Below are 23184 nucleotides of genomic sequence, written 5' to 3' on the forward strand. Positions count from 1 at the left end.
GGCGAGCAAGCGCAAGATCGATGTTCAATCTTCAGATGAGTCACCCGCTTTCCTCCCTCACGTCCGGTGCGATTTCGTCGCCCTTCAGTCAGCTTCGCAAGCTGCTGGCGGGGATTGCGCCGGGGCATGAGAAACCCATCGAATTGACAATCGGGGAGCCGCGCGAGGCGATGCCGGATTTCATTCAGGCAAAGCTCGATGAGGCGACGGCGCTCTACGGCAAGTATCCGCCGATCCGCGGCGCCGAGGAGGCGCGCAAGGCGATCTCGGAATGGCTGGCGAAACGTTACGTCCTGCCGGGCGGCGTCGATCCCGAGCGCGATGTGTTGATGCTCAGCGGCTCGCGCGAAGGGCTATTCTTTGCGTGCCTGCCGGCGGTGGGCCGGAAGGACGTGCAGGGTCGGCCTGCGATCCTGATGTGCAACCCGTATTATTCGGCCTACGTCGCGGGGGCGATCGCGGTTGGCGCGGAGCCGGTCTATCTCAACGCCACGAAGGCGACGGGCTTCCTGCCGGATCTCGATGCAATTGCGCGCGATGAGGCGCTGTTGAAGCGGACGGTTGCGCTCTTTATCAATTCGCCGTCGAACCCGCAGGGCACGGTCGCCGATCGCAGCTACATCCTGAAGGCGCTGGAACTGGCGCGCGCCCACAACTTCATGCTGTTCCTCGACGAGTGCTATTCGGAAATCTACACAGAGGCCGCGCCGCTCGGCGGTTTGGAGGTCGCGGCGGCGACGCCGGAGCGGTTCCGCAATCTCGTCGTTTTCAACTCGCTGTCGAAGCGTTCGAACCTGCCGGGGTTGAGGTCCGGGTTCTGTGCGGGCGACCCGGAATTCATCGAAGCCTACGGCGAAGTGCGCAACATGTGCGCGCCGACAGTGCCCTTGCCACTGCAACATGCATCCGCCGCGATCTGGCGCGACGAAGCGCACGTCGAGCGTTCGCGGAAGGCGTATCGTGACAAATTTCTCATTTCTGACAATGTGTTAGGTGGCCGATACGGCTACCAGCGGCCGGCTGGCGGGTTCTGTCTCTGGCTCGATATGAGTCAGTTTGGCGGCGGCGCTCAAGCGGCGGTAACCTTATGGCAACGCGCAGGCGTCAAGGTTATTCCCGGTAGCTTTCTGGCTCAGACGGGACGAGACGGAACCAATCCCGGCGCAGACTACGTTCGCGTCGCGATGGTGCAGGACTCCAAGACGATCCAGGAAGCGCTCGAACGCACGATTTCCGTGCTGCGTTAAAGAGTACGTTCGCCGAGATGTCGCTGGATACGCGAGGAATCGATCCTCAGCGGCTGTTGCCGCAGTCAGTCGAGGACCGTTTGTTGAGTTGGCTGGGCCGTTTTGGCGGGTTGATCCTGCTCGGCCTGACGCTGCTCATCTGGACGAGTCTCGTTTCGTGGTCAGCGCTTGATCCGAGCCTGACGCATACAACGACGGCGGCTGCGCAGAACTATGCGGGCCGCGTCGGCGCAATTGTTTCAGATCTTCTGTTCCAGATGCTCGGCTTCGGTGCGGTGCTGGCGCTGATCGCGCCGGTCGTCTGGGGCATCGAGATGCTCCGTTCCGAGCGTGTGAAGGACGGACGCGTCAAGCTTGGTTTTTATCCGCTGTCCATCGTGGCTCTGACCGGCGCGATCTCGGCGCTGCCGGTTTTGGGCGGCTGGCCGCTGCGTCACGGCTACGGCGGTCTGGTGGGCGATGGCGTTTATCAATTAGCGTTGAAGCTGTTCGCGATGCTCAACGAAGAGCGTGCGCCGGTTGCTGCCGGTGTCGTGCTGCTGGCAGCGGCTGCACATACCTGCGGCAAGGCTATCGGCTTCGAAGTCGAGACTGTCACCAAGTCGCTCCTGCGCTCGCTCGGTTCGGGCCTTCGTTATGCGTCGAGCAAGAAACGGCTCGACGATGTGGCGGCTGTCAGCTCGACGCTGGCGGGTGGTGCGGAGCGCGTGCGCAAAGGTTGGTTCCGGCGCGCTCCTGCTGCAGCTGTAACGGATACGCACTCCTATCGCTCGCTCGATGCCTTTGCGGGCGACGCGACGCCGACGCTCGATCTTAATCCGGAGCGTCTCGCAAGGCAGCGTCCGGCAGATGTCGCGCGGCCTTCGGAGTTGCTAACGGAATTGCACGATCGTGAGGATCGTCGTGGCGTCCAAGGCTTCGATGACCACGATGACAATGACTATCTCGATGATGAGTTCACCCATGCCCGCGAATTCGCAGATCGCGGATTGGCGTTCGACGATATGACGGAAGATTCGAGTCGGGCGATCGCGCAACGCTTTGCGCCGGCTTCGGCAACTGCCGCATTGGCGCGTGGTGAATCTGTGGTCGAAGAGGTTTTAGATCCTTCTATCCCGCCGCCTCCGCCGCTGCCGAAGGTCTTGGCCAAGGCACAAGCCAAGGCGCAGGCTTCAAAGCCCGCGGTCACCAATGCGCTGTTGTCGGGCATTGCGCGGACGCGCGCCAATCCGATTTGGAAGCGGCCGTCGCTCAACATGCTCAAGCGTCCGAGCGCGCAGAAGCCGCGTCCCGAGCTGTCGCAGACGGTCATGCGCGGCAACGCGCGATTGCTCGAAGACGTGCTGGCCGATTTCGGCGTCAAGGGCGAGGTCAAGGATATCCGGCCAGGTCCGGTGGTGACGCTGTACGAATTGGAGCCTGCGCGCGGCACAAAGTCTTCGCGCGTTATAGGGCTCGCGGAAGACATCGCGCGCTCGATGAGCGTTGCAAGCGTGCGTGCGGCTGTCGTTCCGGGGCGCAATGCCATCGGCCTCGAATTGCCGAATGCCCGGCGCGAAACGGTGCTGTTGCGCGAAATTCTCGAAGCCGACGCGTTCAAATCGGAAGCGAGCGGATTACCGCTTGGTCTGGGCAAGTCGATCGGCGGCGATCCGGTCGTCGCGGATCTGGCGCGCATGCCGCATCTGCTCGTCGCCGGTACGACGGGCTCCGGCAAGTCAGTCGGCATCAACGCGATGGTGCTGTCGCTGCTCTACCGGCATTCTCCAGAAGATTGCCGCATGCTGATGATCGACCCCAAGATGCTGGAGCTGTCGGTCTACAACGACATTCCGCATCTTTTGACGCCCGTGATTACGGACCCGCATAAGGCTGTTTCCGCGCTCAACTGGGCCGTGCGCGAAATGGAAGAACGCTACAAGCGCATGGCCGCACTTTCCGTTCGCAACATCGACGTCTTCAATAATCGCGTGCGCAATGCCAAGAAGCGCGGCGAGATGCTGTCGCGCACGGTGCAAACCGGCTTCGACAAGACCGGCGCCGCACGCTTTGAAACGCAGCAGATGGATCTTGAGCCGTTGCCGCGTATCGTGATCATCGTCGATGAATTCGCGGACCTGATGATCGTTGCGGGCCGCGAGGTCGAAGCTTCGGTGCAACGTCTGGCGCAGATGGCGCGTGCGGCCGGCATTCATCTGATCATGGCGACGCAGCGTCCGTCGGTCGACATCATCACCGGCACGATCAAGGCGAACTTCCCGACCCGGATCTCGTTCAAGGTTACGTCGAAGATCGACAGCCGCACGATCCTGAATGAGCAGGGCGCCGAACAATTGCTCGGTCAGGGCGACATGCTCTATTCGACAGGCGCCGGCCAGCTTGTGCGTGTGCATGGCGCGTTCGTGTCGGATGAAGAAGTTGTGGCGTTTGCCGATGCGCTCCGGCAGGAGGGCGCGCCGAAATATGTCGACGGTATTACGGAGACGCCGCCGCCGTCGGACGTCGCGACTGGGATTCGCGAGGCGAGCGACGACGACCTCTATGATCGCGCCGTCGCTATCGTGCTTCGGGATGGAAAGGCTTCTACGAGCTATATCCAGCGTCGCCTGTCGATCGGCTACAACCGCGCCGCCGATCTCATCGAACGCATGGAGCGTGAAGGATTGATCTCAGCGGCGAACTCGGTCGGCAAGCGCGAAATTCTGATGTCGCGCGGCGGTAGCGCCGACGCCGCCTGATTGTGTATTTCGACGGTCTCAGGCCAGCACGAACAACAGCGAAACCGAGGCTAACAACTGAGGATAACTCGGGGGCGCGCTACTGCGCTTGCTTGCCTCGGATGTTCGATTGGTTCTACCCAAAATAGGGCTGTAACGCCTCTCGCCTAGTTCTGGACGCAATCTTTGTTGAAACGATACTCTGCGTACAGGGCCCCGACTCGGGGCATCGGGGCTGTGGGGGGCCACGAATGGGACAAATCATGAGGCATTTTCTGCGTGGAGCAGCCGTCGCGACGGCGTTTACGGTCGCGTTTTCTGGCGTTGCCACGGCGCAAGATCCGGACGGTCCGACGAATACGATCGTCAATCCGCCGGCGAGCAAGCCTGCGGTCAATGGTTGGTCCAGCGAAGTCGCACCGAACACCGATCAAGGTATTACGCTCGACGCGCGCCAGACGAAGATCGTCGACGATGTCAGCGCGTATTTCGAATCTTTGCAGGATCTCAAAGGCACGTTCGTTCAGACTGATGCCGACAGCAAAAAGATGAAGGGCAAGTTCTTCGTCAAGCGTCCCGGCCGCTTCCGTTTCGACTACGCCTTGCCGTCGCGGCAGATCATCGTTTCCGACGGCCAGAACCTCGCCATTCAAGACCTCGACCTCAATAACGAGGATCGCGTTTCGCTCGATCAGACGCCGTTCCGGCTGCTTCTGCGCAAGGACGTCAATCTGCTGCGGGATGCGAAAATTCTGGAAGTCCAGCAGTCCGCCGACCTGATCGTGCTCACGCTGGAAGATAAAGACCCCAATTCTCCGGGCCGCATTAAGCTCTTTCTGGCGACCAAACCGGCCATGGAACTGAAAGAGTGGGTGACCACCGACGCCCAGGGTCAGGACACCCGAATCCAGCTTTCGCAGCTCGTCAAAACAGACGACCTAGACGGAAATTTGTTTAAAATTCAATCACTTTGGCCAAAAAGCGCGATGCCATAAGGGGAATTCGCCTGCAAATCAGTGTGTTGCGCTTTTGACGCGATGCAATACCCATCCTGTGGATAAGTTTGGGTATGTTTTCACATTTTCGTGAAGTGCCCGCGCGGGCACTATTGAATTTCTCCAGCTTGCGCTTAACTCTCATGCATGCAGGTGGCGTCACCCTGTATTCGGTAGTGCCCCCCGTCTAGCCGAAGACGCCGCCTCTGGTACCGGCTTCCCTCCCGGTGCCGAGCGCGACAAGCGCATAGCGCCCAGTTCCTCCCCCCGGAACTGGGCGCCCTCGTTTCTGGCCCCCTGAATTCCCGAAGAAGACCACAACACATGTCGTGTGTGGTTTGGCGCTCCGCTTAATTAGCTAGCTTGGGCCGCGGCGGCCTGATCGGCGCTCTGCGGTTGAAGCAGCGGGGGGATCGTAGCGTCATCTGCGCTGGTATCAATAGCTTTCAAATCATTCGCCAACAGTTTTAGTCGCGATGTGATGCACGCGCTGAAATGTTGCGCGAGTGATGGGTCGTCTTGCATCAGTGCGAGAATTTTTTGGCGCGGAAGACGCAGTGCTTTGACAGGCCCTTGTGCGATGATCGTCGTAACGTGCTCGATCTCGATGAGCATCGCGAGCTCAGCGATAATGGAGCCTTCGGGTACAACCTCGCCGCGCGATTTTTGCGATGGGTCGCCGTTGTCGTCGATGCGCAGGCACGTTCCTGAAATGACGAGGATGGAAGCATCGCTCGGCTGATGCTCGGCGATAAGCGCGTCGCCCGAGCGATAGATGATGCGCTCAGCGCAACGAACGATTTCCGTCAATTGGGACGGCGACAGTCCGCGGAAAAGCGGCTGGGCAAGAAGAGGTTGGACGAGGGCATTGATTGCCATCGTTGCGAACTCCATTGATGCGATACGCACGAATGCACTTATTCGCTTGCGATCTCATCACAACAGAAGCGAACGCAGATTAACTATCCGACTCGATGTCCGTCGCGGAACTTATCCAACCCGCACGCGTGAAAGCTGCTGTGGACGCAGTTGAACAACTTTCACTGTCAGAAGATTCACGTGAAAACTTGGCGATTGGCCTAGCGGCTGTGACCCAGCAATCGATTGTTCCGGCAACTCAGGGCGCGAGTTTGTAGCCGCCGCTCTCCGTGATGAGAAGTTCGGCGTTCGATGGGTCTTTTTCGATTTTCTGCCGCAGACGATAAATGTGCGTTTCGAGCGTGTGGGTGGTGACACCGGCGTTGTAGCCCCAGACCTCGTGCAGCAGAACGTCGCGAGAGACGACCTTGTCGCCGGAGCGATACAGATACTTGAGAATCGATGTCTCTTTCTCGGTGAGACGGATCTTGCTTCCGGCTTCGTCGACCAACAGCTTCGATGCGGGCTTGAAGGTGTAGTTGCCGATCGCGAAGACAGCATCTTCGCTTTGCTCGTGCTGCCGCAGTTGCGCGCGGATGCGCGCAAGAAGAACGGCAAACTTGAACGGCTTTAAAACATAATCATTCGCCCCGGCATCGAGACCAAGGATCTGATCGGCGTCGGACGTATTGCCGGTCAGCATGACGATCGGTGTCTTGAAACCCGATTTGCGCAGAAGCTTCACCGCTTCGCGGCCGTCCATATCGGGCAGGCCGACATCGAACACCACCAAGTCGAAGCGGCCGGTTTTTGCGGCTTCCATGCCCTTGGCAGCAGTGCCTGCTTCGGAGACTTCGAATTCATCATGGAGGACGAGCTGATCTTTCAACGACGTACGCAAATCTTCATCGTCGTCGACGAGGAGGACCTTTCGGGCCGTGCTCATGGACGGGGGCTCCGGTTTCTTGCCTTCTTTTGGCGTGGAACTCTAGCATCGTGCGCGTCGGCAACATAGGGTCTCGGGGCAAACAGGCAAGCGGAATGGCGGTTCCTTGAATAAGTGGTCGATGAACCCGGCCCGGACGCCCGTGGCGCAGGTCTACGTCAGGGTTCTATCTCAGGCGGCGCAGCGCGGCCATGTCGCGTTTGGCGCATTGCGTTTTGCTTGCGCGCTCGGCCAATCGGGCATCACCGCCATCAAACGCGAGGGAGATGGTGCAACGCCGCGAGGGCGGTTACCCGTGCGCTGCGTTCTTTATCGGTCCGATGCTGCACGGCCAAGGTCGACTTTCCGGTTGCGCAGAATTCGCTGCAATGACGGCTGGTGCGACAGTCCGCAGGATCGCAACTATAATCGTCCGGTGCGGCTGCCCTATCGCGCAAGCGCTGAACATCTGTGGCGCGCGGACGGGCTGTACGAGGTCGTTGTCGTGCTCGGTTATAACGATGTGCCGCGCGTGCGCAATCGAGGCAGCGCCATTTTCATGCACGTCGCGCGCGGGAATTTCGAGCCGACCGAAGGCTGCATCGCGCTACGTGCGCGCGATCTGCGGCGGCTTCTGGCTGTGCTGCCGCGGCGGAGCGTGATCGTCATCGGATTGCGATAAAAAAAGCCCGACAGCACGAGGCGTCGGGCTTAAGTAGAGCACGTCTAGGTGGAGACGCGTGCTCGGGAGATGAAAGGAGATCTCCTGGCCCGCCGATCGCAGGCCAGGAAAATTCGTCTTAGTAGTGGTAGGCGCTTTCGCCGTGGTCGGTGATGTCGAGGCCTTCGCGCTCTTTCTCTTCCGACGGACGGAGACCGATGACGATGTCCACCAGCTTGAAGAGAATTGCCGAGCCGATGCCGCTCCAGAGAAGCGTCATGCCAACGGCCTTCGCCTGGGCAATCATCTGAGCGGCCATGTCGTAGGTACCCGCAACCATCTCACCCGGCTTCGACGTGTAGTCGGCGATGCCGGCGCCACCCCAATCCGGGTTGACCAGCAGGCCGGTGCCAAGCGCACCGACGATGCCGCCGACGCAGTGGACACCAAAGACGTCAAGGCTGTCGTCGTAGCCGAGAGCGCTCTTGATTGCCGAGCAGAAGAAGAAGCAGATCGGGCTGACGACGAGGCCAAGCACGATCGAGCCCATGACACCGGCGAAACCGCAAGCCGGGGTGATGGCGACGAGGCCGGCAACGACACCCGACGCGAGGCCGAGAGCCGACGGCTTACCCTTCACGATCCATTCGACGATCATCCACGACAGCGCTGCTGCGCAGGTCGCGATGAAGGTGTTGATGAAGGGGACGCCAGCGAAGGCGCTGGCTTCGAGGCCAGAACCGACGTTGAAGCCGAACCAGCCCACCCACAGAAGGGCGGCGCCGATCATGCAGTTCACCAGCGAGTGCGGAGGCATCGCTTCTTTGCCGTAGCCGAGACGCGGTCCCAGAATGAGCGCGCCGACGAGGCCCGCGATACCGGCGTTGATGTGAACGACGGTGCCGCCAGCGAAGTCGAGTGCACCCCATTTGAAGGAGATGCCGGCATCGGCCATGACAGCATCATAAGCAGCCTGAGCGGCAGCCTTGCCGTCGCCCGTCGCCGCGGCGAGAGCCTTAGCAGCGTTGCCGAACGCGTCGGGACCACCCCAGTACCAGACCATATGCGCGATCGGGAAGTAGATGAACGTGACCCAGAGCGCCATGAACACCAACATTGCCGAGAACTTCAGTCGTTCGGCGACGGCGCCGAGGATGAGGCCTGGCGTGATGCACGCGAACGTCATCTGGAAGACGATGTAGACGTATTCAGGAATGTAGACGCCGTTGGAGAACGTCGCTGCGACGGAGTTGTAATCTACGCCTTTGAGGAATGCTTTCGAGAAGCCGCCCACAAAGTCGTTCAGCGCACCGCCGTTCGTGAAGGCCATCGAGTAGCCGTAGAGAACCCAGATGATGCCGACTAGGCAGAGCGTCGCGAAGACCTGCATAAACATCGACAGCATGTTCTTCGTGCGAACGAGACCGCCATAGAACAGTGCGAGACCCGGAACGGTCATGAGAAGAACGAGAACCGAGGCAGTGTACATAAATGTCGTGTCGGCCTTGTTCGGTACCGGCGCGGGCGGCGTTTGTGCCATGGCCGGTCCGGCCATAAGCGCAATCGCGCCGAGGGCCCCCACGACCCCTGCGTACCGCGCTAACTTTCTAAACTCCATGTTGAGTGCTCCCTGATTGACTTATGAAAAGCGGAAATTTTGTGAGCTTTAGAGCGCGTCGTCGTCCGATTCGCCGGTGCGGATGCGAACCGTGTGCTCGATCGGAGACACGAAGATTTTGCCGTCGCCGATCTGTCCCGTCTTTGCCGCGCGCTGGATGGCGGCAAGCGCCTTATCGACCTGTGCTCCCGGAACGACGACTTCAATCTTGATCTTGGGCAAAAAGCTCACGGCGTATTCGGCGCCGCGGTAGATTTCCGTATGGCCCTTCTGACGGCCGTAGCCTTTGACTTCCGTGACAGTCATGCCCTGAAGACCGAGATCGGTCAGCGCAGAGCGAACCTCCTCGAGTTTGAAAGGCTTGATGACCGCAGTTATGAGCTTCATAAGGCCCCCTTTTTTAATTGAACCGGTGCTCGACAAAATAGCCTCCGCCCCCACGCCGGGACGAAGACTTCGCGTGATGGGAGTCAAGACGCGTGCCAATTGACGGACGCGTGCTCAACGCATTGATTAGACAACGGAAAGTTTACGAATGAACGAAATTTATGCGGCACTAGCCTGCAAAATAAGCATGAAAATTGGGCAATTTGAGGTTTTTGCCCGCTATTTGGGCACAAATGCGGTTTCTCTGGGGCGCATCAGGCCTTCCTGAACGGTCGATGCGACCAACCGGCCGTTCCGATCGAAGACGGCGCCCCGGCAATAGGCGCGGGCGGCGGAGGCGCTGGGGCTGTCCTGGGTATAGAGTAGCCAGTCGTCGGCCCGGAAAGGCCTGTGGAACCACATGGCGTGGTCGAGGCTCGCTAACTGGATGTCGGCATCGAACAACAGCTTGCCGTGTGCCACGAGGGCGGTATCGAGCAGCGTGAAATCCGAAGCGTAGGCCAGAATCGCTTGGTGAATGTAAGGGTTGTCGCCCAACGGGCCATTGGACTTAAGCCAGATGGACTGCCGGGGAGCCCGTGGTTCGCGGCTCATGTAGCGGGATGCATCAACAATACGGACGTCGATGGGGCGTTCGCGCTGCCAGTAGGCCCGCATGCCGTCAGGGATGTCGGTGGCGGCGTCAAAAAGCTCACGGACGCTTGGCAGCGCTTCGGGCGGCGGGACGTCCGGCATTTCGGACTGGTGCTCGTAGCCCGGCTCCGGCTTGTGGAACGAAGCGCTCATCACGAAGATGGTGCGTCCATGCTGAATGGCGCGGACGCGCCGCGTCGTGAAGCTGCCGCCGTCGCGGACGCGCTCAACGTCGTAAACGATTTCCCGTTCCGGATCGCCCGCCAACAGAAAGTAACCGTGAAGCGAATGGATCGCCCGGCTCTCGTCGACGGTTAACGCCGCAGCAACCACTGCCTGGCCAAGGACAAGGCCGCCATACACGCGTTGCCAGCCTTCGCTGGCGCGATGGCCGCGGAACAGGTTGTCCTCCAATGGCTCCAGGGTCAGAGTTCGGAGGAGCTTTTGGAGGGCCTGATGCGCCTGGGGCGAAGCTGTCATGGCGGACTTTCGGGTTTATAATGGCAGGGTTGCGCGCGCGGCGACGGGGACCTTTTAGGCTGCCCTCGCGTCCGGGCAAAGCAAATCACTACAGCTACGGATGACGGTCGATAGATGCCAAAATTGAACTTCGATGTCGCGATTGTCGGCGGCAGTTTTGCGGGACTGGCGGTTGCGCGCGGCTTGGCGCAGGCGTTTGGACCCGATATCCGGCTGGCGATCATCGACAGGGTTGTTCCGGCGACCGAGCACGCCGACGATAGCCGCGGCTTTGCGATCTGGGCCGGCGCACAGAAGGTCCTGGAAAGCCTCGGGGTCTGGGACGGTATTCGCGATGCCGCGGAGACTGTGACGGCGATCGAAATTTCTGATTCGCGGCTTGACGATGCTTTCCGGCCTGCGCTCGTTACCTATGACGCGCGGACGGACGACGGATCGCCTGCCGCCTATATCGTTCCGGCATCGGTGCTCGCCACCGCGCTCTATCGATCCGTTGCGGGCGATCCGGCGGTGACGTGGTTTGCGCCAGCCGAGATCGAAAGCGCGCAGTGGGGCGAGACGGCCAGCGAACTCACTTTGCGCGATGGCACTGTCGTCAGCGCCGCGCTGACGATTGCAGCCGACGGGCGGCAGTCGAAGCTTCGCGAGGCTGTCGGCATCAAGACCGTCGGATGGCCTTACGCGCAGACGGGCATCGTCGCGCGGGTGAAGTTCAGCGAGCCGCATGGCGGCGTCGCCATCCAGCATTTTCTACCCGGCGGTCCGTTTGCGATTTTGCCGCTTCTGGGAAATCGCGCGTGCATCACGTGGAGCGCCGACAAAGACGAAGCAGCGCGCATGGTCGCGCTCGACGATGCCAGCTTTCTGGCTGAGCTCGATCGTCGGATCGGTGGCCGGTTCGGCACGATTTCGCTCGACGGGCCGCGGCAATCGTGGCCGCTCGATTTGCGTTTGCCGCACCGCTTGATTGCGCCACGCTTCGCTTTGGTCGGGGACGCTGCGCACGGTGTGCATCCGGTTGCTGGGCAAGGCGTCAACCTCGCGCTTCGCGATGCTGCGGCGATGATTGAAATTCTTGTCGATGCCGGACGCATCGGGCTCGACTTCGGCAGCGGTACGCATCTTGAGCGCTATCAGCGCTGGCGCCGGTTCGATTCGGCGATGTCGGCGACGCTCTATGACGGGATCAATCGGGCCTTTGCGATCGACAGCATGGTTCTGCGTGCGGGCCGTGGTGCTGCGCTCGGCGTGCTCGACCGCATTCCCAGCCTGAAAGAGTTGATAATCGCCGAGGCGGCAGGCGTCACCGGCGACTTGCCGAAACTCGCGCGCGGCGTTGCCGTCTAGGCGTCGGCCTCATCCTCTGCGGACGATCCGTCGTCTTCATCGCTGTCGTCGTCGACTGTGACGGCGGGGCGATTGATGATGAGCATGCCAGCGTCGAGATCGACGCTCGGTACCCAGCGATCTTCGAAGGGAATGAATTCCGTCTCGCCTTCGAGCGGCTTCAATTCGAGAAGGTCGCCGGCGCCGAAGTTCTGCACGGAGACGATCTTTCCAAGCGCGCTGCCGTCGGCTGCGACTGCGCGCAGGCCGATGAGGTCGGCGTGATAGAACTCGGTTTCGCCCGTTTCCGGAAGCTTACTGCGTTCGATGTAGAGCTTTGTGCCGCGCAGCGGTTCGGCACCGTTGCGATCCTCAACGCCCGCAACACGCGCGACAATACCCTTGCTCGTGACGCGGACGACGCGGAGCGAATAGCTTTTCTTGCCGCTTGCGTCGGTCAATGGGCCGTAAGCGGCGATGGCGTCCGGAGTCTCGGTATAGCTGCGGACTAGCACGTCGCCGCGGATGCCGTGGGCGCCGGTAATCTCACCAACGAGGATACGGCGGTCGGTCGATGGTTTTTCTGATGCTGTCTCTGATGCTGTCATGGGGCTCTTGATGGCGTGCAATGATCACGGGGGCAAGGGGCCGAGATAGGTAATCTCAATGTCGATCGTTTTGCCGCCGATGCTGATTGTCGTGTTCTGGGAGCGGGCGAACGGGTCGACATCGCCAAAGATCGGGATCCGAATGCTCGGGTTGCGGGTTCGGACGCGCCGCAGGGGGATTTCGTAGGTGCCGCGAATGGCCGACAGGCGCATGTGATGGACGCGCTGGGGCAGGAGACGTCCCATACAGACGCGACCCTCAGAATCGGCGCCGAACAGCCGGCCGCCGCGACATACCAAAATGAGTCGGCTGGCCGGGGCCGAGAGCGGGCTCGGTTTGGTCCGGACCACCTCAAACAGACCATTGACGCGCGTTATCTGGTTCAATTTCGGACCTCCCCACGAATTAACGATCGAAAGTCGGAGGCGGTCCAAAAGTCGGGCCAGTCAGATCTGCAACAAAAAGGCCCCCCGAAGCCTATTCGGGAGGCCTGTTTGTTTGTTCGGGCGCAGTCTCTTAAGCCTGCTCGCCCTGAGCAGCAGCCTCGGCGGCCTGAGCTGCTTTCTCGGCAGCAGCAGCGGCGCGCTCCTGGGCCTTCTTCTTCGGCTTGGCCTTTTCAGGGTTGTTGCGCGCATCACGCTTGGCGAAGCCGTTGGCGTCGAGCAGGCGGAGGACGCGGTCGGTCGGCTGAGCGCCGACGCCGAGCCAATGCTTCACGCGCTCTTCGACGAGCTTCACGCGGTTCGGGTCGTCCTTCTTGAGCATCGGATCGAACGTGCCGATCTGCTCGATATAGCGGCCGTCGCGCGGGCTCGTGCCGTGGGCGACGACGACGTAGTAGTAAGGACGCTTCTTCGCGCCACCGCGCGACAAACGAATTTTCACCGACATTTTCTTCTTCTCCTGATCAAATCAAAATGTGTTTTTGGATGGGGGTTATCTTTTCTTTCCGGGAATCCCAGGGAATTTCGGCATTCCACCGCCGAGACCCGGAAGACCTTTGGGAAGTCCGCCGCCGAGGCCGGGAAGGCCGCGGCCAAGTCCCGGTGGCAGACCCGGCATTCCACCGCCAGAGCCCGACGCAGGAGCCGTGCCCTTGGCGATCTGTTCTTTCAATTCCGCGGGCAACTGTTCCAGCGCCTTGGGATCGAGCTTTGCGAGCTCGGCCTGCATCGACTGCAATTCGGCTTCGGAAGGTCCGGCACCGGTGCGGCCGAGGAACTTGTTCATCAGGCCGCCATTGCGGCCCATGGTCTTCATCATGTCCGCCATCTGGCGATGCATTTTGATGAGCTTGTTGATGTCTTCAGGCTTCGTGCCTGAACCCGCCGCGATGCGGCGCTTGCGCTTGGCGTCGAGAATTTTGGGGTTGCGCCGTTCCTTCGGCGTCATCGACGAGATGATGGCGCGCTGGTGCACGAGGCTTTTGTCGAGGCCAGCTTCGTTGATCTGGCCTTTGATCTTGGCGACGCCGGGAAGCATGCCGAGCACACCGCCCATGCCGCCGAGCTTCTGCATCTGGGCGAGCTGATCGGACAGGTCTTCGAGGTCGAACGACCCCTTCTTCATCTTTTCGGCGATCTTCGTCGCCTTTTCGACGTCGATCGTCTGCGCGGCCTTCTCGACGAGCGAGACGACGTCGCCCATGCCGAGAATGCGCGAGGCAATACGGCCGGGGTGGAAGTCTTCGAGCGCGTCCCACTTTTCGCCGACGCCGATGAGCTTGATCGGCTTGCCGGTGACGGCACGCATGGAGAGTGCAGCGCCGCCGCGGCCGTCGCCGTCGGCGCGCGTCAGGACGATGCCGGTGATGCCGATGTGACCGTCGAATGCCTTCGCTGTGTTGACGGCGTCCTGGCCGGTCAGCGCGTCGGCGACGAGGAGAACTTCATGCGGATGGATCGCGGCTTTGACGTCGCGGGCTTCGTCCATCAGCTCTTCGTCGACAGTCACGCGGCCGGCGGTATCGTAGATGATGACGTCATAGCCGCCGAGCTTGGCGGCATCTTCGGCGCGGCGCGCGATCTGCAGCGGCGTTTGTCCGGCGATGATCGGCAGCGTCGCGACGCCCGTCTGCTCGCCCAACACGCGAAGCTGCTCCTGGGCTGCCGGGCGGCGCGTGTCGAGCGACGCCATCAGGACTTTCTTGCGGTCGCGGTTGGTCAGGCGATAGGCGATCTTGGCGGTCGTCGTCGTCTTGCCCGAGCCCTGGAGGCCAACCATCAGGATGCCGATGGGCGGGGCGGCGTGCAGATCGATCGGTTCGGCGTTCGAGCCGAGCGTAGCAACCAGCTCATCGTTGACGATCTTGACGACCATCTGGCCGGGCGTGACCGAGCGCAGCACTTCGGCGCCGACGGCCTTGGCTTTGACCTTCTCGGTGAAATCCTTGACGACATCGAGCGCGACGTCGGCTTCGAGCAGCGCCCGGCGAACTTCGCGCATCGCTTCGACGACGTCGTTCTCGGTCAGAGCGCCGCGGCGGGTGAGCTTATCGAGGACGCCCGAGAGGCGTTCTGTGAGCGATTGAAACATTCAGCCTTCGTTTCCGAGCCGCCGGAAATTGCCCTAATCGTTACGTGACCCCGGCACAGGCCGGGGCCCATTCAAACTTGCGTCGGGTTGGATTTGTCTGGATCCCGGTCTTCGCCGGTATGACGAAGAGATAGGATCGGCAGCGCAAAGCACAAACGCACCCGGGGGCGCAACGCGCTGCCGGATGTTAACCCCCCTGCCTCCCGGACGCTTTCGCGAAAAAGGCCATGTGCAGGGCGGCGGCTTCTTGAATAGAGGCCGTCGGAATGGGCGAGGGTATGCGGGAAACGGGCGCGGAAGTCAACGTGGCGCTCATCCCCAGCGAAGTCGCCCTTCTCGCGCCAATCCCCTCATTTTTGAAGCGCGAGTCAGGTTGGATGGCGGTGATAGCGGCCGAGTAACGCTAAATCCTGGCGTTAAAAGAACAATATCAGAAAACAACATATACAAGACAAGAACAACGGCATACTTTGGGGCTCGGCTGTCGCCTCGTTGGGAAGGAAGCTCGCGTTGACCGATCTGACCATTACCTGCCCGAACTGCGATCATGAGATTGCGCTGACGGAATCGCTTGCCGCGCCGCTGATCGCCGATACCCGCCGCCAATTCGAGGCGGCGGCGGCAAAAAAGGATCGCGAGATCGCCGCCCGCGAAGCGGCCATGCAAGAGAAGGCCGGCGAACTCGAAAAGGCGCGCGCGTCGCTCGATGCGATGGTCGCTGAAAAGCTCGTGGTCGAGCGCCAACGCATCGTCAGCGAAGAAGCGCAGAAGGCGAAGCAGCGCGCCGCGGCCGATCTCGAAGAAAAGGCCAATGCTCTTGCCGAACTTCAGAACGTGCTGAAGGAGCGTGATCAGAAGCTCGCCGAAGCGCAGAAGGCGCAGGCAGAGTTCCAGAAGAAAGTGCGCGAATTGGACGACGCCAAGCGCGAGATGGACTTGAACGTCCAGAAAGGCATCAGCGCCGGTCTTGAGAGCGAGCGGGCGAAAGCCAAGCTCGAAGCCGAAGAGGCGCTGAAGCTCCGCGTCTCGGAAAAAGATCAGATCATCGCGTCGATGCAGAACAAGATCGAAGAGCTGAAGCGCAAGGCTGAACAGGGCTCGCAGCAATTGCAGGGCGAAGTACTCGAACTTGAGCTTGAGAATTTGCTGCGTGCGAGGTTTCCGCTTGATGGGATCGAACCCGTGCCGAAGGGCGAGTTTGGTGGCGATCTCGTGCAGCGCGTCGTCGGCGCCTCGGGTGCGGCGTGTGGCTCGGTGCTGTGGGAGATGAAGCGGACTAAGAACTGGCAAGACGGCTGGATTGCGAAGCTGCGTGAGGATCAGCGGCGGGCAAAGGCGGAATTCGCTGTGATCGTCTCGACCGCGTTGCCGAAGGGCGTGCATACGTTCGATCTCGTCGACGGTGTGTGGGTTGCCGACTTCAAATGCGCCGTTCCGATCGCGATCGTGCTGCGGCAACTGCTGATCGACGTGGCAACGGCGCGTGTGGTCGGAGAGGGCCAGCAAAGCAAAATGGCGCTCGTCTACGACTACCTAACGGGACCGCAGTTTCGTCACCGCGTTGAGGCGATCGTCGAAAAATTCGACGAAATGCAAAGCGATCTCGATAAAGAGCGCAAAGCCATGACCAAGCTGTGGGCGAAGCGGCAGGCGCAGATCGATGGGGTGCTCGCGGCGACCGCTGGCATGTACGGCGACCTTCAAGGCATCGCGGGCAAGGCGCTGAAAGAGATCGAAGGTTTCGAACTTCCGATGCTGGAAGATGGGAAGGACGACGAGTCAGAAGCGGCCTAGCCGGGAGCGAGCATCTCTGCGCTGCTAGAACCGATAGCCGTAGCGCACGCCGATGCGGTCCATGCCTTCGTTGTATTTCTCGGTGTAGGCGTTCGACATGTGCTCAAAATAGACTGAGATGTCGTTGTGCTCGTCGAGGTGGTAGCCAACTTCCATCGGGATGTGGAACAGCACACGGGAGCCCAGCCATTTGCGATCCGGATCGGAGCCTGCGCCGCCGATTTCGCCATCGTGAAAGGCAGCGCCAAGGCCGAGACCGAAGAACAGTCCCGATGGGCAGTCGCCCTGCCAGCGCGCGTCGATGTAGCCGTCGCTGGTCTGGCCGCGGGTGTTGATCGAGCCGCCGATCACGGGGCGGATGGCGCCCCACGGCAGTGCCCAGGCGGCGTTGAACTGGGCTTCGATGTTGATGTCGACCGCGTTCTTTTCGACCTGGAAGCCACTCCAGAGGTCTGGCACGTCGTGGGCCAGCGCGCCGATCTTCAGGGCATAGAGCATGTCGTCGGCAGCGGCACCGGCGCTGACGGCGATAAGCCCGAGCAGAGCCGCGATGCCGGACGCTGCCACGGTGCGCACGAAACTCTTCATTCGGAAAGCTGCCCCCGGCCTTCGAATTGGCTCCTCAAGACAGCAACGTGTGCGCCGATTTTCCCCCTCCGGCAAGGCAATGCCAAGGAAATCCCGCCGGGCTGGCGGGACCGTCACATCGGCCGATCGGCCTAGTTTGGGGGGCGGCTGGAGCGCTTCAGCACCTTTGTCCAGTTGCGAGCCAATCGGAAGACGCGGCGCTGATAGGCTCGCTCGTCCGGGGCCAGGCAGATGCAGCCATAGCAATAGCAGGGTCGGGCGCGGGCAAAAGCGACCCGGAAAAGCAGCGAACTGTAGGCGGAATGCGACATCAAGGTCTCTGAGAGGATAAATCGCCGCCCACCGGCGTGCGGTCAGGCGTTTTCGGCGACCTAAACGGTTGCTCAAGAAATATTGTTCCGTCCAGAGGATAATGCGGGAAATTCCTGCGCCCTGCCCGGGTGCGTCGGGCCGTTCTGAGTGGGTTCGGAATTGTCATTTTTCCCGCTTCTCGCCATATAGGCCCGATGAACACGGCAACGACCCTTCCCTTTCTCAAGATGAACGGCCTCGGCAACGAGATCGTCGTCGTCGATTTGCGCAATAGCGCCAAGACGTTCACCGCGGAGGAAGTGGCGGCGGTCGCGGCCGACCGGAAATCCCGGTTCGACCAGATGATGGTTTTGCACGCGCCGCGGACGACCGGCACGGAATCGTTCGTGCGGATCTACAACGCGGATGGCTCGGAGGCAGGCGCCTGCGGTAACGGCATGCGCTGTGTCGGCTGGTTTTTGTCGGAAGGCGGTTCGCGGGAGCGGTTCCTGGTCGAGACGCGCGCCGGCGTGCTCGGCACCGTCGTCAGAAATCAGGCGTCGATCACGGTCGATATGGGGGAACCCAAGTTCGGCTGGCAGGACATTCCACTGGCGGAAGAGTTTCGCGATACGCGCGCCATCGAACTTCAGGTCGGGCCGATCGACCATCCGGTCCTGCATTCGCCATCCGTCGTCAATGTCGGCAATCCGCATGCGATCTTCTGGGTCGACGATGTCGAGGCCTACGACCTCGGCCGGTTCGGTCCGCTGCTCGAAAACCATCCGATCTTTCCAGAGCGCGCGAACATCTCGATTGCGCAGGTGACGTCAGACGCCTCGCTTCTTCTCAGGACGTGGGAACGCGGCGCGGGCCTGACTCTCGCGTGTGGGTCGGCGGCGTGTGCGTCGGCGGTCTGCGCGGCGCGCAAGAAGCTCACGGGGCGCAAGGTTGCGGTCACACTTCCGGGCGGCACACTCGAAATCGAATGGGCCGAGAATAACCATATCTTCATGACGGGCCCGGTCGAATTCGAGTACGAGGGCGTCATCGACTTTTCCAAGCTGACCAAAGTGTCGGTCTGATCGCGCTGGCCGGAGACCGCTTAACGAGCGATTTTAAGAAAGAAGTCACTGCGCTCATGTCCGAACCTCAGGTGATCACGCTCGGCTGCCGGCTCAACACGTATGAGTCCGAAGTGATGCGCCGTCACGCGCGCGAGGCAGGTCTCGATAACGCGATTATCGTCAATACGTGCGCGGTGACGGGTGAAGCGGTGCGTCAGGCGGCGCAAACGGTTCGCAGGCTGCGGCGTGAGAAGCCCAATGCGCGGATCATCGTGACGGGATGCGCGGCGCAAATCGAGCCTGAACGTTTCGCCGACATGCCAGAAGTCGATCATGTTGTCGGCAACGCCGAGAAGATGCAGGCAGAGACGTTCGCCGGGCTGTCGATTGCGGACGGCGAACGCGTGCAGGTCAACGACATCATGAGCGTGCGTGATACGGCGCTGCACATGATCGATGGTTTCGGTTCGCGCACGCGGGCCTATGTGCAAATTCAGAACGGCTGCGATCATCGCTGCACGTTCTGCATCATCCCTTTCGGCCGTGGGCCGTCGCGATCGGTCGCGGCGGGCGAAGTCGTGACGCAGGTGCGCAGGCTTGTCGAGAAGGGCTACGCCGAGATCGTGCTGACCGGCGTCGACATCACGTCATACGGCCGCGATCTGCCGGGTTCTGCGACGCTCGGCAAACTCGTTCGGCAGGTGCTGAAGCATGTGCCGGAGTTGGCGCGCTTGCGGTTGTCGTCTATCGATCAGGTCGAAGCCGACGACGATCTGATGATCGCGCTGCGCGACGAGGAACGTCTGATGCCGCATCTGCATTTGTCTTTGCAGGCAGGCGATGATCTGACGTTGAAGCGCATGAAGCGGCGGCATTTGCGGTCTGATGCAATTGCGTTTTGCGAAAAGGCGCGCGCGCTGCGTCCTGATATCGTGTTCGGGGCCGATCTGATTGCGGGCTTTCCGACGGAAACCGATCAGATGTTCGAGAATTCCTATCGTATCGTCGATGAGTGCGGCCTGACGTATCTGCACGTCTTTCCGTTCTCGGCGCGGCGCGGCACGCCGGCCGCCCGCATGCCGCAAGTCAACGGCACCATCATCAAGGAGCGCGCGGCAAGGCTGCGTGAAAAAGGAACAAACGTGCTCGCTTCGTATCTTCAATCGCAACGTGGCCGTGTCGTCGATGTGCTTGTCGAAAGTGACGGCAAGGGACGCACGCCGCAATTCGCCGAAGTGCTGCTTTACGGAGAGGCGCCGTTTGGCGCTGGGGCGATCATTCGGACGGAAATCAAGGGCGCCGATGCGCAACATCTGATCGGCGAGGCGTGCGCGTGAGCGAGCCAAAGGAAAAAGGCAAAGGTCTGTTCGGGCGGTTCTTCAAGGGCGGCGCTGCTGCGCCTGTTGCGCCGGAAAAGGAAGCAACAGACGAAGCGAGCATCGCCGTCTCGGACGATAAACCGCCGATTGCCGAAGTCCCTACGACGGTTCCCGTACCCGTGGCTCCTGCGCCCAAAGCAGAGCCCGTCAAGCAGAGCTGGTTTCAACGGCTCAAATCGGGGCTCGGCAAGACGTCGTCGAAGCTGACGACCGGGATCACCGATCTCTTTTCCAAGCGCAAACTCGATGCCGAGACGCTGGATGATCTTGAAGACCTTTTGATCCAATCCGATCTCGGTCTGGAGACGACGAGCCGCATCACGGCGGCCATCGGGAAGGGCCGGTTTGAAAAAGGCATTTCAGCCGAAGAGGTTCGCAGCGTGCTGTCGGCCGAGGTCGAGCGCGTTTTGGCGCCGGTTGCGAAGCCGCTTGTCATCGATCCGTCGCGAAAGCCGCACGTGATCATGATGGTGGGCGTCAACGGCACCGGCAAGACGACCACGATCGGCAAGCTCGCGACCAAATTCAGGGCTGAGGGAAAAACGGTTCTGCTCGCAGCGGGCGATACGTTTCGCGCTGCGGCGATCGACCAGCTGAAGGTCTGGGGCGAACGTACGGGGTGTCCCGTTGTCGCGCGCGAAGTTGGCGGGGATTCCTCAGGCTTGGCGTTCGACGCCTTAAAACAGGCGCAAGCATCAGGTGCGGATGTGCTTTTGCTCGATACCGCCGGTCGCCTGCAAAACAAGCAAGTGTTGATGGAAGAGCTCGAAAAAGTTACACGCGTTCTGAAAAAGATCGACCCAAGCGCGCCACATGACGTCGTGCTCGTGCTCGATGCGACGACCGGTCAGAATGCCCTGCAACAAGTCGAGGTCTTTCGAGATCGCGCCGGAGTGACAGGATTGGTCATGACGAAACTCGACGGCACGGCGCGCGGCGGCATCCTGGTTGCAATCGCGGCGAAGTTCGGCCTGCCCGTCCACGCCATCGGTGTTGGCGAAAGCGCCGATGACCTGCAGCCGTTTTCTGCGCAAGATTTCGCTAACGCCATTGCCGGAACTTGAAGCCTCGGGGGAACGGATCACGAGATGACGCAAGACGTAAACATTCGGAATGCTTCTGTTCCGCCAGCGCGTAAAAGTTGGTTTCCGTTCAATGCCGAGCAGACCATCAACATCATGAGCGAATTCGGCCCGCTCGTGACGATGTTCATTGTCAACGCGGCGCTCGGCATCGAAGCAGGCACCTGGGCGTTGATCATCACGACCCTGATGGCGATCGGCGTGATGTTCTACATGTTTCACCGGCCGCCGATCTTTCCGTTGATCGCGTCGAGCGTGACGGTGGCGTTCGGGATGCTGACGCTGGTGACGGGCGATCCGATGTGGGTTCAGATCAAAGTTACGATCTTCAACGCGTTGTTCGCCGTATTTCTGATCGGCGGCTTGTTCGTTAAGCACAATTTCTTTCAGTACGTCTTCGAGAAGACGTTCCGCTACACTGACGAAGGCTGGAACAAGTTCACGTGGAGCTTCGCTCTCTTCTTCTTTTTGACGGCAATTGCGAACGAATATGTCCGCCGGGTCTACGTGGAAGACCACTTTTACAAGATTCTGGGTCACGAAATGAGCGGCGTGAACGTCTGGATTTTGTTCAAAGTCGCGATTGTGTTGCCGGTCTCTGGCGTTTACGCATGGATCCTAACGCGGCTGATGCAGAAGTACCGCTTGCCCGATCCTGCGCACGAGTGAGGCCTGAGACGATGTCGGAACAGAACAAAGTTTCAGAGACGAGCGACGGTCCGCAGCTCGACCGCAAGCAGCTCATCAAGTTCATCGTCGAGCTTGGTCCGCTGCTCGTGTTCTTCTTCGTCAACAGCCACTATGGCATTTTCGCAGGCACGGCGGCTTTCATGGTCGCCACCGTCATTGCGCTCGTGGCGTCGCGGGTGTTTCTCGGCCGGATCGCAACGATGCCGCTCGTGACGGGCGTCTTCGTGCTCGTGTTCGGCGGCCTGACGCTTTATCTGCAAGATGATCATTTTATCAAAATGAAGCCGACGATCGTGAATGGTTTGTTCGCCGCTATTCTGGCCGGCGGGTTGCTGTTCGACCGGCTGTTCCTGAAAATCGTATTCGGCGACGTCATGCGTCTCACGCGTGAAGGCTGGCGCATTTTGACGATCCGCTGGGCGCTTTTCTTCGTAGTACTGGCGGTTCTAAATGAAGTGATGTGGCGGCTCTTCTCGACCGACACGTGGGTGACGTTCAAGGTGTTCGGTATCATGCCGCTAACGTTCGTGTTCGCGTTGGCGCAAATCGGTGTCTTAAAAAGATACGAAGATACGACGCCAAACACCGGCGCACTTTCGTCCGACGACATTTAATTGCCCGCGCATCGTGCGCGCTGTTTCGCCATCCAGAAAACTTTTCGATTTCTCGAACGACGATTGTATTTTCGCTAGACGGAGTGCCCTGGCTTGTGTTTCTTGTCAGGAACTATGAACTAAGTTGAGTTAGTTTTGCTTGCCGGTCGGGGGCTGATGCGTGGACCGGTGGGGTGAAACGTGTGGGGCATGGAATGGGACGAGACTCCGCAAGCAGTCGCCTCGAGCGATCGCCTTTGCATCTGCTACACCGAGCCGGACAATGTGCGTCCGAAATCTTTCAAACCGAACTGGGCAATGACGAGCTCACCCCTCGGCAGTATGCGATTCTGCTGACCGTTGCGCAGAACGAGGGCCTGAGCCAGACGCATCTCGTGGAGTTGACGGGCATCGACCGGTCGACGCTCGCGGATGTCGTTCGGCGCATGCTCAAGAAGGGCCTGCTGCAGCGGCGCCGGACGCGGGATGACGCCAGGGCCTACGCCGTCAAGCTGACGGAAGAAGGCGCGCGGATCTTGAAGACGCATGATCCGATGGCGCGCCGAGTCGATGAGCGCATTCTGTCGAGCCTTCCGGCGCAGCAGCGCGACCGCTTTCTGCAGGATCTCAACGCCATCGTGCAGACGCTCAATAAGCTCAAAGAAAAGGAAAACGCCGGCAAGTGATTTGCCGGCGTTGCCATTTCATC

The 23184-nt window shown here is 60.6% G+C and carries 22 protein-coding genes; 12 read left to right on the forward strand and 10 right to left on the reverse strand.

The window, feature by feature from the left end; genetic code table 11:
• Window positions 1–20 precede the first annotated feature (20 nt).
• The 3 genes from ACLB1Z_RS00375 to ACLB1Z_RS00385 all read left to right on the forward strand — a co-directional run bounded on the left by ACLB1Z_RS00375 (window position 21) and on the right by ACLB1Z_RS00385 (window position 4959).
• Complete coding sequence (locus tag ACLB1Z_RS00375) at window positions 21–1247, forward strand: aminotransferase class I/II-fold pyridoxal phosphate-dependent enzyme (protein WP_409561545.1); 1227 nt, start codon at window positions 21–23, stop codon at window positions 1245–1247.
• Between the two features lie 17 nt (window positions 1248–1264).
• On the forward strand, window positions 1265–3985 hold the full coding sequence (locus tag ACLB1Z_RS00380) for a DNA translocase FtsK (protein WP_409561546.1): 2721 nt from the start codon (window positions 1265–1267) through the stop codon (window positions 3983–3985).
• 230 nt (window positions 3986–4215) lie between these two features.
• Entirely contained in the window at window positions 4216–4959 is a 744-nt protein-coding gene (locus ACLB1Z_RS00385; protein WP_409561547.1) for a LolA family protein, read from the forward strand.
• A gap of 354 nt (window positions 4960–5313) precedes the next feature.
• On the opposite strand, the gene ACLB1Z_RS00390 is transcribed toward ACLB1Z_RS00385, so the two are convergent.
• The gene (locus ACLB1Z_RS00390) at window positions 5314–5838 is read right to left on the reverse strand and encodes a cyclic nucleotide-binding domain-containing protein (RefSeq protein ID WP_409561548.1); all 525 of its coding nucleotides are present in this window, start codon (window positions 5836–5838) and stop codon (window positions 5314–5316) included.
• Window positions 5839–6076: 238 nt separating this feature from the next.
• Window positions 6077–6763: a response regulator transcription factor gene (locus ACLB1Z_RS00395; protein WP_013950209.1), complete on the reverse strand. Its 687-nt coding sequence runs from the start codon at window positions 6761–6763 to the stop codon at window positions 6077–6079.
• A 121-nt stretch (window positions 6764–6884) separates the two neighbouring features.
• Between ACLB1Z_RS00395 and ACLB1Z_RS00400 the strand changes: the two genes are divergently transcribed.
• On the forward strand, window positions 6885–7424 hold the full coding sequence (locus ACLB1Z_RS00400; protein ID WP_409561549.1) for a L,D-transpeptidase: 540 nt from the start codon (window positions 6885–6887) through the stop codon (window positions 7422–7424).
• 118 nt (window positions 7425–7542) lie between these two features.
• Here ACLB1Z_RS00400 and ACLB1Z_RS00405 read toward each other — a convergent pair whose 3' ends face one another.
• From ACLB1Z_RS00405 to tesB, 3 genes are all read right to left on the reverse strand, one after another.
• Complete coding sequence (locus tag ACLB1Z_RS00405; protein ID WP_409561550.1) at window positions 7543–9021, reverse strand: ammonium transporter; 1479 nt, start codon at window positions 9019–9021, stop codon at window positions 7543–7545.
• Window positions 9022–9069: 48 nt separating this feature from the next.
• Window positions 9070–9408: a P-II family nitrogen regulator gene (locus ACLB1Z_RS00410; protein ID WP_013950212.1), complete on the reverse strand. Its 339-nt coding sequence runs from the start codon at window positions 9406–9408 to the stop codon at window positions 9070–9072.
• A 219-nt stretch (window positions 9409–9627) separates the two neighbouring features.
• Complete coding sequence (gene tesB, locus ACLB1Z_RS00415; protein ID WP_409561551.1) at window positions 9628–10521, reverse strand: acyl-CoA thioesterase II; 894 nt, start codon at window positions 10519–10521, stop codon at window positions 9628–9630.
• A 114-nt stretch (window positions 10522–10635) separates the two neighbouring features.
• Between tesB and ACLB1Z_RS00420 the strand changes: the two genes are divergently transcribed.
• Window positions 10636–11868 (forward strand): FAD-dependent monooxygenase, encoded by a 1233-nt coding sequence (locus ACLB1Z_RS00420; protein WP_409561552.1) that lies wholly within the window; start codon window positions 10636–10638, stop codon window positions 11866–11868.
• Here ACLB1Z_RS00420 and rimM read toward each other — a convergent pair.
• From rimM to ffh, 4 genes are all read right to left on the reverse strand, one after another.
• Window positions 11865–12455, reverse strand: a complete 591-nt coding sequence (rimM, locus tag ACLB1Z_RS00425; RefSeq protein WP_409561553.1) for a ribosome maturation factor RimM — start codon at window positions 12453–12455, stop codon at window positions 11865–11867. The genes ACLB1Z_RS00420 and rimM overlap by 4 nt on opposite strands.
• 24 nt (window positions 12456–12479) lie before the next feature.
• On the reverse strand, window positions 12480–12842 hold the full coding sequence (locus tag ACLB1Z_RS00430; RefSeq protein ID WP_013950216.1) for a hypothetical protein: 363 nt from the start codon (window positions 12840–12842) through the stop codon (window positions 12480–12482).
• A gap of 130 nt (window positions 12843–12972) precedes the next feature.
• Window positions 12973–13347, reverse strand: coding sequence for a 30S ribosomal protein S16 (gene rpsP / locus ACLB1Z_RS00435; protein WP_013950217.1), 375 nt, complete (start codon window positions 13345–13347; stop codon window positions 12973–12975).
• Between the two features lie 45 nt (window positions 13348–13392).
• Window positions 13393–14991 carry a signal recognition particle protein gene (ffh, locus tag ACLB1Z_RS00440; RefSeq protein WP_409561554.1) on the reverse strand — a complete coding sequence of 533 codons (1599 nt, stop codon included), beginning with the start codon at window positions 14989–14991 and terminating at the stop codon, window positions 13393–13395.
• A 510-nt stretch (window positions 14992–15501) separates the two neighbouring features.
• Here ffh and ACLB1Z_RS00445 point away from each other — a divergent pair.
• Window positions 15502–16785: a DUF2130 domain-containing protein gene (locus ACLB1Z_RS00445; protein ID WP_013950219.1), complete on the forward strand. Its 1284-nt coding sequence runs from the start codon at window positions 15502–15504 to the stop codon at window positions 16783–16785.
• A 24-nt stretch (window positions 16786–16809) separates the two neighbouring features.
• Here ACLB1Z_RS00445 and ACLB1Z_RS00450 read toward each other — a convergent pair whose 3' ends face one another.
• Complete coding sequence (locus tag ACLB1Z_RS00450; protein ID WP_013950220.1) at window positions 16810–17373, reverse strand: acyloxyacyl hydrolase; 564 nt, start codon at window positions 17371–17373, stop codon at window positions 16810–16812.
• Between the two features lie 506 nt (window positions 17374–17879).
• Between ACLB1Z_RS00450 and dapF the strand changes: the two genes are divergently transcribed.
• The 6 genes from dapF (at window position 17880) to ACLB1Z_RS00480 (ending at window position 23161) form a co-directional block, all read left to right on the forward strand.
• Window positions 17880–18749: a diaminopimelate epimerase gene (dapF, locus tag ACLB1Z_RS00455; RefSeq protein ID WP_409561555.1), complete on the forward strand. Its 870-nt coding sequence runs from the start codon at window positions 17880–17882 to the stop codon at window positions 18747–18749.
• 56 nt (window positions 18750–18805) lie between these two features.
• Window positions 18806–20068, forward strand: a complete 1263-nt coding sequence (gene mtaB / locus ACLB1Z_RS00460; protein ID WP_409561556.1) for a tRNA (N(6)-L-threonylcarbamoyladenosine(37)-C(2))-methylthiotransferase MtaB — start codon at window positions 18806–18808, stop codon at window positions 20066–20068.
• The gene (gene ftsY, locus ACLB1Z_RS00465) at window positions 20065–21174 is read left to right on the forward strand and encodes a signal recognition particle-docking protein FtsY (protein ID WP_409561557.1); all 1110 of its coding nucleotides are present in this window, start codon (window positions 20065–20067) and stop codon (window positions 21172–21174) included. The genes mtaB and ftsY overlap by 4 nt, the downstream gene beginning before the upstream one ends.
• A gap of 24 nt (window positions 21175–21198) precedes the next feature.
• Window positions 21199–21861, forward strand: a complete 663-nt coding sequence (locus ACLB1Z_RS00470; protein ID WP_024275002.1) for an inner membrane-spanning protein YciB — start codon at window positions 21199–21201, stop codon at window positions 21859–21861.
• A gap of 11 nt (window positions 21862–21872) precedes the next feature.
• Window positions 21873–22496, forward strand: coding sequence for a septation protein A (locus ACLB1Z_RS00475; RefSeq protein ID WP_409561558.1), 624 nt, complete (start codon window positions 21873–21875; stop codon window positions 22494–22496).
• Between the two features lie 194 nt (window positions 22497–22690).
• The gene (locus tag ACLB1Z_RS00480; RefSeq protein ID WP_024275004.1) at window positions 22691–23161 is read left to right on the forward strand and encodes a MarR family winged helix-turn-helix transcriptional regulator; all 471 of its coding nucleotides are present in this window, start codon (window positions 22691–22693) and stop codon (window positions 23159–23161) included.
• The last annotated feature ends 23 nt before the right edge of the window (window positions 23162–23184 follow it).

The sequence above is a fragment of the Hyphomicrobium sp. MC8b genome, assembly GCF_905067615.1.
GTDB lineage: Bacteria > Pseudomonadota > Alphaproteobacteria > Rhizobiales > Hyphomicrobiaceae > Hyphomicrobium_B.

Coding starts and splice junctions, on each gene's coding strand:
- ACLB1Z_RS00380 (WP_409561546.1), top strand. CDS start 1,265: ATGTCGCTGGATACGCGAGGAATCGATCCTCAGCGGCTGTTGCCGCAG.
- ACLB1Z_RS00470 (WP_024275002.1), top strand. CDS start 21,199: ATGACGCAAGACGTAAACATTCGGAATGCTTCTGTTCCGCCAGCGCGT.
- rimM (WP_409561553.1), bottom strand. CDS start 12,455: ATGACAGCATCAGAGACAGCATCAGAAAAACCATCGACCGACCGCCGT.
- ACLB1Z_RS00375 (WP_409561545.1), top strand. CDS start 21: ATGTTCAATCTTCAGATGAGTCACCCGCTTTCCTCCCTCACGTCCGGT.
- mtaB (WP_409561556.1), top strand. CDS start 18,806: ATGTCCGAACCTCAGGTGATCACGCTCGGCTGCCGGCTCAACACGTAT.
- ACLB1Z_RS00475 (WP_409561558.1), top strand. CDS start 21,873: ATGTCGGAACAGAACAAAGTTTCAGAGACGAGCGACGGTCCGCAGCTC.
- ACLB1Z_RS00395 (WP_013950209.1), bottom strand. CDS start 6,763: ATGAGCACGGCCCGAAAGGTCCTCCTCGTCGACGACGATGAAGATTTG.
- rpsP (WP_013950217.1), bottom strand. CDS start 13,347: ATGTCGGTGAAAATTCGTTTGTCGCGCGGTGGCGCGAAGAAGCGTCCT.
- ACLB1Z_RS00420 (WP_409561552.1), top strand. CDS start 10,636: ATGCCAAAATTGAACTTCGATGTCGCGATTGTCGGCGGCAGTTTTGCG.
- ACLB1Z_RS00450 (WP_013950220.1), bottom strand. CDS start 17,373: ATGAAGAGTTTCGTGCGCACCGTGGCAGCGTCCGGCATCGCGGCTCTG.
- ACLB1Z_RS00385 (WP_409561547.1), top strand. CDS start 4,216: ATGGGACAAATCATGAGGCATTTTCTGCGTGGAGCAGCCGTCGCGACG.
- ACLB1Z_RS00390 (WP_409561548.1), bottom strand. CDS start 5,838: ATGGCAATCAATGCCCTCGTCCAACCTCTTCTTGCCCAGCCGCTTTTC.
- ACLB1Z_RS00400 (WP_409561549.1), top strand. CDS start 6,885: ATGAACCCGGCCCGGACGCCCGTGGCGCAGGTCTACGTCAGGGTTCTA.
- ffh (WP_409561554.1), bottom strand. CDS start 14,991: ATGTTTCAATCGCTCACAGAACGCCTCTCGGGCGTCCTCGATAAGCTC.
- tesB (WP_409561551.1), bottom strand. CDS start 10,521: ATGACAGCTTCGCCCCAGGCGCATCAGGCCCTCCAAAAGCTCCTCCGA.
- dapF (WP_409561555.1), top strand. CDS start 17,880: ATGAACACGGCAACGACCCTTCCCTTTCTCAAGATGAACGGCCTCGGC.
- ACLB1Z_RS00480 (WP_024275004.1), top strand. CDS start 22,691: ATGGGACGAGACTCCGCAAGCAGTCGCCTCGAGCGATCGCCTTTGCAT.
- ACLB1Z_RS00405 (WP_409561550.1), bottom strand. CDS start 9,021: ATGGAGTTTAGAAAGTTAGCGCGGTACGCAGGGGTCGTGGGGGCCCTC.
- ACLB1Z_RS00410 (WP_013950212.1), bottom strand. CDS start 9,408: ATGAAGCTCATAACTGCGGTCATCAAGCCTTTCAAACTCGAGGAGGTT.